This window comes from Nonomuraea sp. ZG12 (assembly GCF_052068115.1).
Classification (GTDB): Bacteria; Actinomycetota; Actinomycetes; order Streptosporangiales; family Streptosporangiaceae; genus Nonomuraea.
The window spans coordinates 1-12,063 of the sequence record NZ_JBQHCW010000001.1 but is presented as its reverse complement, the minus strand read 5'-3'; the positions used below and the strand labels follow the sequence as shown (position 1 = coordinate 12,063).

At 65.1% G+C, this 12,063-nt stretch carries 9 protein-coding genes; 3 read left to right on the top strand and 6 right to left on the bottom strand.

Features of this window, described 5'->3' with window-relative positions; translation table 11 throughout:
• Positions 1-247 precede the first annotated feature (247 nt).
• Together ACTMTF_RS00045 and ACTMTF_RS00040 are read left to right on the top strand one after the other, a co-directional pair.
• On the top strand, positions 248-1,192 hold the full coding sequence (locus ACTMTF_RS00045) for a hypothetical protein (protein ID WP_441108627.1): 945 nt from the start codon (positions 248-250) through the stop codon (positions 1,190-1,192).
• Positions 1,193-1,222: 30 nt separating this feature from the next.
• Positions 1,223-1,483, top strand: a complete 261-nt coding sequence (locus ACTMTF_RS00040) for a hypothetical protein (RefSeq protein WP_441108626.1) — start codon at positions 1,223-1,225, stop codon at positions 1,481-1,483.
• Positions 1,484-1,709: 226 nt separating this feature from the next.
• On the opposite strand, the gene ACTMTF_RS00035 is transcribed toward ACTMTF_RS00040, so the two are convergent.
• On the bottom strand, positions 1,710-1,988 hold the full coding sequence (locus ACTMTF_RS00035; RefSeq protein WP_441109804.1) for a tetratricopeptide repeat protein: 279 nt from the start codon (positions 1,986-1,988) through the stop codon (positions 1,710-1,712).
• Between the two features lie 66 nt (positions 1,989-2,054).
• Between ACTMTF_RS00035 and ACTMTF_RS00030 the strand changes: the two genes are divergently transcribed.
• Positions 2,055-2,969, top strand: a complete 915-nt coding sequence (locus ACTMTF_RS00030; RefSeq protein ID WP_441108625.1) for an IS982 family transposase — start codon at positions 2,055-2,057, stop codon at positions 2,967-2,969.
• Between the two features lie 60 nt (positions 2,970-3,029).
• Here ACTMTF_RS00030 and ACTMTF_RS00025 read toward each other — a convergent pair whose 3' ends face one another.
• From ACTMTF_RS00025 to ACTMTF_RS00005, 5 genes are all read right to left on the bottom strand, one after another.
• Entirely contained in the window at positions 3,030-4,118 is a 1,089-nt protein-coding gene (locus ACTMTF_RS00025; RefSeq protein ID WP_441108624.1) for a hypothetical protein, read from the bottom strand.
• Complete coding sequence (locus tag ACTMTF_RS00020; RefSeq protein WP_441108623.1) at positions 4,115-8,518, bottom strand: hypothetical protein; 4,404 nt, start codon at positions 8,516-8,518, stop codon at positions 4,115-4,117. The genes ACTMTF_RS00025 and ACTMTF_RS00020 overlap by 4 nt, the downstream gene beginning before the upstream one ends.
• Positions 8,515-9,246 carry a hypothetical protein gene (locus ACTMTF_RS00015; RefSeq protein ID WP_441108622.1) on the bottom strand — a complete coding sequence of 244 codons (732 nt, stop codon included), beginning with the start codon at positions 9,244-9,246 and terminating at the stop codon, positions 8,515-8,517. The genes ACTMTF_RS00020 and ACTMTF_RS00015 overlap by 4 nt, the downstream gene beginning before the upstream one ends.
• Complete coding sequence (locus ACTMTF_RS00010) at positions 9,243-10,844, bottom strand: hypothetical protein (protein WP_441108621.1); 1,602 nt, start codon at positions 10,842-10,844, stop codon at positions 9,243-9,245. The genes ACTMTF_RS00015 and ACTMTF_RS00010 overlap by 4 nt, the downstream gene beginning before the upstream one ends.
• Positions 10,845-11,286: 442 nt before the next feature.
• Positions 11,287-11,460 carry a hypothetical protein gene (locus tag ACTMTF_RS00005; RefSeq protein WP_441108620.1) on the bottom strand — a complete coding sequence of 58 codons (174 nt, stop codon included), beginning with the start codon at positions 11,458-11,460 and terminating at the stop codon, positions 11,287-11,289.
• Between the last annotated feature and the right edge of the window lie 603 nt (positions 11,461-12,063).

Below are 12,063 nucleotides of genomic sequence, written 5' to 3'. Positions count from 1 at the left end.
GAATCCCGCGAGGCAGCGATGTCAGGAGCGCGGCGAGGAAGGCCGATTCTCGGGTGCGAACCTCACTCTGGTACCGACGCCGAGCTGCCGTTCGAGAACGGTGATCTGATGGCACAGGGCAAGGATTTCGATGTCCTTGTCCCTATCCCCCAGCGGTAGCAGCCGCAGCGCGGCAAAGGCAGGGTCGCAGGCCGCGGTTATCCCGTTCGCCTTCCACTCAGTGGCCGAAGGTGGTACACGAGAGAGCATGGCGGACCTCGGCAGGCTCGAATCAGTGCCCTTACGTTCGATCTGGCCAAACGAGGCCAAGGACTTCACCCCTTGGCTCGCCGACAATCTCGACGTCCTCGGCCAGGCGGTCGGGCTCGCGCTCGAACTGCGACATCGAGAGTACGCCGTCGGCCGGTACGCCCTGGATCTTCTACTGGAAGATGCGCAGGGGCGCGTCGTCGCGGTCGAGAACCAGCTCGAGCAGACCGATCACGGACACCTGGGGCAGCTCCTCACCTACTGCGCCGGCACCCAAGCCGAGGTCGTCATCTGGATCGCCCATGCTGTGACCGAAGAGCACGCCGCCGCGCTGGAGTGGCTCAATGCCAACACCGTCACCGGCGTTGGGTTCTTCGGCGTGGAGGTCGAGGTGCTCCGCATCGGCGACTCCGCGCCCGCCGCGAACTTCAAGGTCGTGGTCAGGCCCAACGACTACACCAAGGACGGCCAGCGTAACCGCACTCGGGCCACCGCCTGGAGCTGGGAGGCATACATGGAGGAACTGCGGGTTCCACGCGAACGGGTCGAGGTCGGCCGACGCCTCCTCGAGGCCCTCACCAGCGGGATCGAAGAACGCGGATTGGCCTGGCAACCAGTCATGAACAAGGGGTACGTCGCCATCCAACGCCCAGGCGGCTACAACGCTTTCACGATAGACGTGTACTGGAACCGGGCACCACGACTTGCAGCGAAGCTGCCGGCGTCTCCAGACGAACTCGGTCTCGCCAGTCCCTATCCAGACCTGCAGGACGTGTGGACCACCGCCGAGCGCGAGTGGGGCTGGACAGTTCCGCCAGGCACCGAACTGCCAGACCTCGACCTACTCTTCGACCTCGTGCTGCCTTTCCATCCCGCCACCGGCCCCATGCCGGCCCGCTCGCAGACCCACACAGCGGCCACACAGGGTCTGTACGATCACTGATGTAACTCCTGACCAGGGAGAGCACGCCTGATGAGTACTGTGATCCAGGCATCGACGGAGATCGGCTTGGAGGACGCTGGCGGGGCGCGTAAGCAGACCAAGGACAGCGCCGCTAACGAGCTGGATCGGGAGCTGGTGGCCCGGCTGGCCGACCAGGCCCGTACCGAGGCCGTGGAACTTGTCGAGAACGGGCTGCTGGGCTGGCTAATGAGCGGTCGCTCAAAAGGATTGAGCGGATGCTCAAGTGACACTGAGCATCCATTCCAACTAGAGCGACCATTCTCGGGCTAGCATCAGGTCAGAGCGGTGACGCATTTTCGGCACACAGAGAGTAGGCGCGTCTTGCTTTAGGGTACGGCCGCCATCTACCGCGACCACCCACTGCCGAACTTGCTCGGGGACGTGCTGGTGCTAAAGGAATGTGCCTTGCGCAGGCCGGCCATGTACGACGCCGCAGGCGCGGTTTTCGCGGGCACACCCACCGGTCCAGTCTTCCACGACCCTGGCAAGGTGGCGATCAATTCCGGTCGTCGAGTACGCGCAGCCTGTCGCGGATTGGTCCGGGGAAGACGTGGCCGGGATCCGCGTCGCCGATCTCGATCGCGATATCGAGGGCCTGTTGCCACACGTGGCGGGCTTCGGCGATCCGTCCGGCTGCCTGCAGAACGTCGCCCTGTTTGCAGAGAGACTTGATCTGCCCGTATCGGTCCCCGAACGCCTCGAACAGCTTGAAGGCTTCCCGGTGGAAGGTGAAGGCCTCGGTGTGAAGGCCTGCCCGGTAGTGGGCGGAGCCCAGCGCGTCTAGATGATTGATGCAGAGGCATAGCTGCGGAGATAGGGCGAGGGTGCCGATGCTCGATGTGTGACCAACGAGTTAGACACCCTCGCAACCGCACTGTACGTGCGAATCGATGACGCGGTGAAGGCCCAGCCGCACCTGGCTCCGTGGCGGCCGGAGGTCGGCATCGCTCCTACGCTCAGTGACGCTGAACTGGTGACGCTGGCGGTGCTGTCGGCGCTGCTGGGCTTCACCTCCGAACGCCGGTGGCTGCGTCACGCGCGCGCCGAGCTGAGCGGGATGTTTCCGTATCTGCCGGGCCAGCCGGGCTACAACCGGCGGCTGCGTAAGGCCTGTGGGCTGGTCACTCACATGATCCGGATGCTGGCCGCCGACACCTCGCTGTGGAGTGACGACGTCTGGGTGGCCGATTCCACGCCCATCGAATGCGGCCGCTCCCGCGACACCGCCCGGCGCTCCGAGCTGGCCGGGTGGGCACAGTACGGCTACTGCGCCAGTCACTCACGGTATTTCTGGGGGTTACGGCTGCACCTGCTGTGCACGCTGGGCGGGCTGCCGGTGCTGTTCGCGCTCAGCGGCGCCAAGGCCGACGAACGCGAGGTGTTGCTCGGCATGCTGGAGGCCGCCCCCGACGTGCTGGTCACCCACCCGCACCAGACGATCATCGCCGATCGGCAGTACTACGGTCGCGCCTTCGAACGCGACCTCACCGAGCGTGAACTGCATCTGTTACGCCCGGCCCGCCAGGGCGAGCCCGAACGGGCCGGAGCATCGCTGTTCAAACCACTGCGCCAGACCATCGAATCGATCAACCAAACCTTCAAAGGCCAACTGGACCTGGAACGCCACGGCGGCCGCACCCACGCCGGCGTCATCATCCGGGTGCTGGCCCGCATCCTCGCACTGACCACCGCGATCTGGCTCAACGACAAGACCGGCCAACCGATCAAGCGATCCCTGATCGCATACCACCACTAACCGTAGCCGGACCCCTTGACATCAATCATCTAGGTGGGGAGCTCAGCGGCACCCCTCAGGTCAAAGACGCTCGCCTACGGCGAAGCCATCCCAGAAATGTGGGTGGCGACGCAGCGTCTTGAGACCGAGCCATTCCTGCGGCACACGCAGGCGGGCGGAGAGCAGTTCGACCGCCCGCGGGCGTAGCGCTGGAGGCAGCCAAGAGCAGACCGCGGGGTAGTCGGTGCCGGTGCGCTGGTTGCTGGCATCGTTGCTCCGCCAGCGTGACGGCCCATCCAGGAGAAACTGGTAACAGGAAGAAGCTGGACGCAACGTCGGAAGTCCTGCGGCGACAGCTTGCGCGGCGGCGTTGGCTGCGGTGAGAAGCCCGGCGAGGTCGAGATCTCCGAAGTAATGCACGACGCCGGGAGCCGGTTCGAGCAAGGGGATGCTCAGGACGCTTTGCGCGAAGCCGTTGCCATGGCCCCAGGCGAGGTGCAGGTCGGGTCTCGCCGCTGGATCGAGGTCACGCAGGGCGGTGAGAAAGGACGTGTAGGTGGCGCGGTTCTCCAGGACGAGCAGTCCGGTGAGTCCGGCGCCCGGCACGTGCTGCGATACGAACGGCAAGGCGGGCGGGAAGCAGGCCAGCAGCTCCAGGGTGAGGGCGCCGGAGGTGAAGAGTCGGGTTTTCAGGTAACCATCGATGGCCTTCTCGTCGTCGAAGAGTTCCAGAGAGCGTTCCTGGATGGGGACGAACTCTGGGAAGGGGTCGTCACGAATCCAGGTGGCGATCCGATCGAGGATCTTCCGTTCGTCGGCTCTGGTGGCGATGATTCCGGCGGCTTCGAGCAGATGAGGCCACACACGCGGAGAATGAGACGGGCGCATGACAGTCAGCGGTTCAACGCGCATGACCCAGAACGGGATGGCGGGAACAGTACGACGATCCCAGCCAGTGGCCGATCTCAGCGCCGGCAGCGTGATCTTCTCAGCATTCTCAAGTTCGCCAAGGGCGCTGCGGAATCTGGTCAGTCCCTCAGCATCGCCGACCAACCCAGGATCGAACCTGCTGGCCTCACCGAATAAGTCGGTCACGGGGATCCGTTTGCCGCGGAACCGAATGACGAGCCGGGCGAGCTCGGCGGCGAGCGGTGACATCAGCTGGTTCATTCGGCGCTGTCCCATGGGTGGTCGGTGTGTGCGACACGGATGCCGGTGACGTAACTGGCTTCGGGGACGATGTAGCGGCGGTTGTGGGTGCGTCCTTCTCGGTTGTCGAGCCGGATGACGTTGGGGAACTGGACCACGGCGGCCGGGTCCTTCACTCCGGTGGTGTAGATGAGCTGGACGCCGTGTGAGGCGGCGACATCGCGCTGCAGCCGTATCAAGGAGGCGGACGAAGCCCGGCCGATGGGATTGTCCAGCAGCAAGACCCCTCCGGAACGTCCCTTGCGGCCGATGTGCGCGGCTCGGAGCGCGGCGAGGGTGCAGTAGAGCGCGACACATACGGTCAGCTTCTCGCCGCCGCTCCACTTGGCGAGGCGGCTGATGTCCTCGGTGGTACCGACGGTATCGTCGGTGGGTTTGAGGACCTTGACGGTAAAACCTCGAGGTCCTGCGGCTTCGTGAACGGCGGCCTTCAACAGCGGCATGCCTTCAGGCTTGAGCCCTTTCTCCACGAGCCTGTCGATGACCCTCTCCGCGTAGACGACTAGGTCGGCGTCACCGGGCCGGTCGAAGCTGATCCGCAGGACCTTCTTGTCGGCCCACGATCCGGAGCCGGTCTTCATGTGGGAGGCGCGTTCTGCTTTGCCCAGCATGTCGAGGCTGTCCTTCACCAGGTGCGCGAGCGCCTCGCTGAGGATGGCCTGGTCCTGGGCGATGGCACCGAGCTCGTCGACCAGGGTCTGCGCCCGCAGCCGCAGTTTGCCGCTCAGCTCGTCGGCGTGCGGGCCGAGAAGCGCGGGCGGGTCGTTCGCCACCCGGTCCTTCATTGGTCCGGAGATCCCGGTGAAGCGAGCGGCAGTGCGCCGGAGCCGGTCCACGGACGTGTTGAGGCCAGCCTCAGCGCTGGTAAGGGTCTTGGCCGCCGTACTCACCGCATCCCTGGCTTGCCGGGATCGAGTGCGTGCCGAATCCTCGTCTTCGGCGAACGGCTCCGCAAGCTGCTCGCCCGGATCCGGGAGTGATTCCAAGAGCGTGCCGAGGAGCGTCTTGCGGTGCTCGGCCTGCGAAGTCTGCTGCTCGACGCCATCGATGAGGCCTTCGGCCTGGCTGAGCCGTTCCTGCGCCCCTTGGCTGCTGAGCTCCTGCTCGGCGGCGAGGGAGTCGGCTTCCTGGGAACTGGTCGGGACGACGAGCAGGGTCCGGCGTGGAGGCTGCCGATAGACCTTTTCGATCGCCTCCAGTTCGGAAGTACGTTGTTTCACCTGATTTCTGGCCGCGCCGCGTTCGTCGGTCGCCGCTTCCGAATCCTGCCGGGCGCGGGCGAGGGCGGCGGATCGGAGGTCCGGCTCCTGGCCTTCGGGAGAGGCAAGCAATCGCCCGGCGGCCGCGCGATCGGCGGCAGGCCGTTGCATGAGTTCGCGCTTGGCGTCGGCGACCTGCTGAGCGAGGTTCTGCACCCGGTCGGCCAGCACCGATTGCGCAGCGCGGTTTTCCAGAGCCTTGAGTGCGTCTTGCTGGCGGCGGCGCAGAGTATCCAGAGGTGTAGCCGGATCCCCCTGCACGTCCGGTGGGTCAGTCGTGGTGCCGGGGAGGCTGTCGCATTGTGACCGGTAGTCAGCCGCTCTGCCGCGCTCGGTTTCGGCGGTGACCTCCCACTGCTTGGTCTCAAGGAGGGCTTGCCGGGCATCGGCATTATGCTGGTGGGCGCGACGGTCCGCATCGGCGCCGCGCTCTTGAGCGGCTGTCAGCTGCTCGCGCCAGCCGTCCGCATCGGCCAAGACGAGGGCGAATTCTTCCAGCCAGTTGATGGTAGCGTCGGCCTTGCGAAGATCGGTGTTCAGCATGTCACGAAGGGCGTCGTCCAGACGGTCGCCGTCATCGAGGCCCTGAAGTTCTGCGCTGTTGGCCTCCTGTTCGTCGGCGATGGCCTGCAGCTTGCGGTCAAGCCGGTCGATCTCGTCATTCAGGATGGCCAGGTGTCCGGCAGGACAGTCGTCGAGAAACTGGGTGACCTGACGACGCAGCTCGTCGTCGGCCGTGCGCTGCCGGGCCAGATCCTGGTCCTTGAGCATATGAGCGTGGGCGCGCTCCTTGAGCAGCCGGACCGCTGCCTCTGCCTCGGCCTGGTCGACCAAGCCCGGTTGCAGCCGGGTCCAAGCTGCGGTGGACAGGGAGTCCGTCGGCACCTCGCCGTCCCGAACCAGGAGGTCCGCGGCTTCGGCGGAGTAGACCCCGATGAGCGAGGTCGTGACAGCCGCACGCGAGTCCAAGATTCGGATCGCGTCGGCGACCCGGCTGGTCGGGACCACCACTCCACAACCGAGCCGGGCGATCTCGGGCAGGTTCAGAGCAGTCATCAGCTGGTGAGCGGGCATGACCGAGCGCAGATGGGCCCAGCCTGTCTGGGCAGGTACGTCGGCATCGAGGAGCTCGCGTTCAATGCGTTCGGCATCCAGGCTGGACGGCAGGACATGATTGCGTTCCTGCGCCTCGATGCTCCGCCTGTCTGCGTGTTGTTCGGCTCTGCGCAGAATGCGCTCGTCGTCCGCCGCGATGACCGCGTCGCTCAACCGGCGCAGCAGGATCGGGCCCTCGGCCCACAGGTCGATGGTCTCGTCGACGGCAGTCTCAGCCAGCCCGCGCAGCCGTTCGGAACCGGTCAGCTCGGCCCGCGTGGCGTCCAGATCGGAGTGCCTCTGGACTGTCTGAGCGCGCGTCGCGTCAGCGGAGTTGTGCTCGCCCGCCAGGGCGGCGTCCCGGGCGGTGATCTCGGTGCGGCGGGCGCGGCGCTCCTCGCACCGTGCCGCCAGTTCCTTGAGCTGTCGAGCGAATCCGGCGCGCTTGGCGGTCACCATGTCCAGGTGGCTTTGGAGGGAAATGCTGCGGCTGGGCAGGTGACCGCGGGCGACGCCGTCTCTACGGCGTTGATCGAGAATGTCGAGCTGGGTCTGAGCCTGGGTTTCTTCGGTGGTCGCCTGTGTCTTGTCGGTTCGCGCTCGCTCCTCCCGCTCTGCATGTTTCGTGAGGGCCTCTCGCGCGGTCTCCTCATGCTCGTCGGCCAGCTCGGCCGCGAAATCGGCTTCTTCGGCGAGCGCGTTCAGACGGTGTCGCAGCAGAGCTGCATGCCGAGCGTGTTCTTCGCGGAGTGGGGCGATCTCGGCTTCTTCGGCTGCGGCCACCAGCTCAGCCTGGGCCAGGCGTGACTCCAGTTCGGCGAACGTGGCAAGCTGGACGGTGGTCTCCCAGGCCTGCACCAGAGCTCGCGCTTGGTCGACGTTCTGGCCCGCCTCCTGCTCTTGGGTTTCGGCCTCGGCCAGACGCAGCCTGGCGCCTTCCTTCCGGTACAGGTAGGCCAGGTCAGTGGCCGTGGAGCGATCGTTGTTGGCCGCGGTGCGGGCTTCTGTGAACACCGTCAGTTGTGTTTTCAGGCTCGCCTGGAGCTCCTCCGCGGCGGCGAAGGCGGCGGCGAAGGACGCGGCCAGGACCTCCGCGGCGGTGGTGACAGCGGTCAGTTCGCCCGCAGCGGCTTGCACATGCTCATAACTGGCGGCGACGTCGCTCAGATCGTCGGCGGCAGCGCTGCAGAAGTCGCGCTCCTCCATCTTCTGCGGCTTGGCCGCCAGCAGGGCCGTGACGCTCGCGAGCCGGGTCGCGACGCTGGTGGCGGTGTCCGGCTGGGTGGCCAGATCCAGCAGGAAGTTCACGAAGTCCTTGGCAGCTGGGAACTTGAACAGGTCTTCCACGCCGCCCTCGACGTGGTTCATCTGCTTTTGCGTACGGAAGATCTCCGGATCCAAGTGCCGGTCTAGGAGCGCCTTCGTCCAAACGTGCTGCTTGTCGGTCACCACCAGGTTCGCGTGCCGGGCATGTGGTTTGGCCAGCCCGCGCAGCTCCTCCAGGAACCCGGTCAGCCGCCTGGGGCGTCCGGAATCATCGCAGAACGGCAACGTGTCCGGCTCCAAAACGCCGGAGACGGCGTGGAAGACGTAGAAGTAGCTGCTCAGCTTGTCCTTGGAGTCGGCGGCCTTCACAGGCTTGCGCAGGTCCGACCATTCATGGACCACACCGGTGACGAGGATTTCCTCCGGGTCGCCCAGTAGGGTCCGGCTGGTGTCATGAGGCTGCCATGTCGCGATCACGTGTGAGGTGTCGCCTGTGTCGACGTAGTCGGTGAGGCTACGCTGCACGGTCTTGCCCATGAAGTCGTTGGCATGCGGCAACAGGAGCGCGTACGTCAGGGACAGGATGCTCGACTTGCCTCCGCCGTTGCGCAGCCAGACGACCGAGTCCTGAGGTACGGCGGCGCCGTCGACCGGCGCGGTGAAGTCGAGCGGAAGATCGGTGAATCGGGCGGAACGTTCGCCCACGGTCCGAAACCGCAGCGCGGCGAGCTGATAGGTCATCCGCGGGACTCCTCTCTGCGGTGCAGCTCGGCGATGAAACTGTAGGCCCGCTCGAGAGCGACCTCCTTAGCGTGCACCCGAAACCGTTCCGTCAGCGTCCAGGTGTCCTCGGCCGAACTGTCGACGCGGGCCATGCCCTGTCCTGTCAGCCAGGTCAGGATCGTTTGCACCCAGTAGCGGGTGCAGCGGCTGGTCAGCTTGCCGGAACCGCGGCCAGCCTCCCCGTAATGCACCGACGGCAAGGCCAGATAGGTCCGCCAGGCCTCGTCCAGCCCCTCTTCGGGGATCACGTCGCCGGCGGCGTCGTGAGAGCGCAATCGCTCGCACAGCTCCCGCAGCCATGCATCGAGGTCCCTGGCTGAGATACGCCGGACGCGGTCGTCGTCGAGCTCCTGCGTACTGGGGTAGGCGAACGCGACCAGGCCGGTGAGAACCAGACCGGCCAGCAGTTTGTTCTCCGGCTTTCCCGTGTAGGGCAGGTCGGAGATGCGGAAGGCCAGCGGAGACTCGGGCTCGATACCCAGGATGAGCCCGAAGTCACCGTCGGACAGAACCCGCGCGCCCAAGCCGTGCAAAATCGCGTTCGTGGCGGTCTTGAACTCCAGCTCGCTCCGGTAGCGGCTGAGAACCCGCTGGTAGTCAGGGTTACGGCCGGGCCGCTGAGTCGGCCGAATCGCGAACGACACCAGGATGCCTATATCGGTGTGATCGGTGTCGATGAGACTCATGCTGACTCCCTGCTGGTCGGGACCGGATTCGCATCGGCGAGGGCATCGGCGTCGGGTGCGACGATGACGTCGTCACCGTCCCATCCGGGCAGTTGCAACGGGGTTCCGTCAGTGTCAACGGCAGTGCGCGTTCCCAGGATGCGGGCCATCAGGTCATCGGCCATCCGGCCACCCTCATCGTCGGCGTCCTCAGGGGAGAAAGCCCACAACACGGCCAGGTTCAGGACCTCCGCACCCTGCTGGCGGACACGAGGAGATGGAGCTTGGGCATCGTTCAAGCAGGCCTGCAGCAGCCGGGACAGCCGGGCGGGCAGGCCGACGCTCCGCACGGCGCGGATTGCCACATCGACGACTTCTGCCCGGATGAGTGGTGCCGGCAGGTCGGCGAGCTCGGTCGCATCGTCGCTCCGCTCACCTGCGGCGGCACCGCCGCTGCGCGTCCACAGGTCGTTGATCAGCCGGTAGAGGCGGGGCAGTCGCGGGGTACGGGGGCCCGCCATGTCGATCAGGAACCGCTCGGTCAGACTGCCCGCCTCTGCGCTGCCCAGCTCCAGGACTGGCAGGAGAATCTCCTGCTGCGGATCTGGCAAGTTGACCAACGCGGGCGGGCGGAAGGCTTGGCGTTCCTGCTCCTCCAGGAACACCCCTCGGGCCGCGATGACCCGATGATGCAATGACTCGTGGCGGCGCTGGCATTCCTCCAGCAGCTGAGCGATCCGCACCGCAGACGTAAGAAGCTTCGCCTCGCCGTTCACCAGCGCATCCCGGACCTTCCCCAGCAGGTGCCGTTCGGTGTTCAGCCGCTCCCTGATGTGCGTGCGAGCAGCCTCCAGGCTGTCCGGTACCGTCGCGGCCCATTCCTCCTCCACGATTCGCAGATCACGGCGCGTTTGCTTCAGCAACCGGTCCAGCCCTTCCACGAGGCTGACCGACAGCAGCCGGGCTCGTTCTGCGGACTTCAACGCCGCGTCGAAGGCGTTGCGCGCCAGCTGCCGTTCCAGCACCAGCTCCGTGGCGACCTGCTCGTCTTCGACATCGAAGTCGAGACCGCCGATCAAGGCGTTGATAGCGTCTTTCGTGGCGCGGAGCACATTCTCCTCGCGCGACGCATGATCGTGCTCGACCAGCAGGGAGAAGGGGACCTCGCGTTGCCGGTGGCCGACTTCGTGATCGGAGTAGTCGCTGGTGACGTATCGGAAGGGAGCTTGGCCGCTCGACCGGTTCAGCAGGGCGTCCACCACGAACATCGCGACGTCCATGTGCTCGCCGACCGGGCGTTCCGGAGCCGCCACCCCGGACAGCACCGATAGCGCGTCTACCACGTCCTGCCGGGTGGCTTCGAACTCGAAGCCTTGTCGCGCCACGACTAAATCGATGGCGGTTAAGGCCAGAGTGACGATGTCATAGATTCCCTCCGGCCAGTCCCGGCGGTGAGCCGCTTGCGCGGCTTCGATCACCGGGCTGAACCTCAGGAATGCCGCCACACGTGCGGGAAAAGAGGACTCGTGCACGCTGAGCCCGTCGGAGCCGGTGGCGAACACATCCGCCGCAACGGGCCCGCTTTCTGACTCGTCCGCCTCCTCTAAAAACGGCGTCATAGGCCTCCTTCGACAGCCGCGCCCTGCTAAACCGAGATGGTACGACCCGGCTACGACAACTTCCGCCCGATTGGCGAACCAGCACCTGCGCTTAGGTGATCAGGTTTAAAGTGATCGAGGCCATGGTTCCCTTCGAACTGAACGTGTCGAGTTCCAGCGAATGGGTCACGGCTCCACGATCTTTGATCCAAAACTCGAACAAATACACGATCAGAACCCTTAAGATCAACTCATGAGGGCCCTGTCGCCATAGATGGGGAACCCCAAATCCCGCTTGAAACCAGCCGCAGGTTGAACTTCTGATTCGTCGCCGCCACCGTGTCCCGCTTGGGATAATGATACGTGTCCCGAGCTGCGGTTGAGCAGAGTGGTGGCGCTCACTGAGCATGCCGGCAACCATCGGTTCTAACGGATTAATTGCAGGTCGTTCAGGTCGGCCACGTCACGGAAGGGCGGCGCGCGACGCCTGGGGGCCATTGCTGTCGGGATTGGCGCGCTGGCGCCCACTGCAATAGCTCAGGTATCCATGGAGCAGGCGGGCCAGGTGGCGTTCATTGAGGATCAGGACTCGGTCCAGAAGTTCATAGGACAGGATGCCGATGACCCGCTCGTCCATCCATACAAGGCAAGCAAGCCGCGTATCACAGCCGAAATCGGCTGCATGCGATCCTGGCTCGCGTACGCAGACTGCCAGCCAATGACTGCTCGACAGCTGCTCATACACGTTCGATCTGCCGTGAAACTCAAGCCTCTCACGAAGCCATAGCCTTGGGCAGCCGCGCAGAATATGGAACATTTCGACACATAATGCCGATGGCAAAGACCGCATGGTTGCTCGGTGGTTGCTCGCGTGTGCACGGTACGGGCCGGCACGCACTGACAGCAACCGACACAGCGGTGAAGAAAATCACGGAAAGAGCAATACAAAACAACACATTGCGATAGCGGACGACACTAACCGAGGATTCTCATAATCCGTGGGTCGTGGGTTCAAGTCCCACCCGCCCTACTCTCCACTACCGCGTTCCACCTGGGGTTTCTCGGTTATTGCCGGCCTCGGATCTCGTTGTTGATCATGGTTGATTGCTCGGTGGTTGCTCTTGTGTGCGGACCGTGTAGCGCGGTAGATCGTTTAGAGCGGCAATGTCAGCTCAGACCTCCGAGACGATCATCGGAAGACCAAGCCAGAACGTCTCTGCGGGCTGGCCGGTCAGTGATG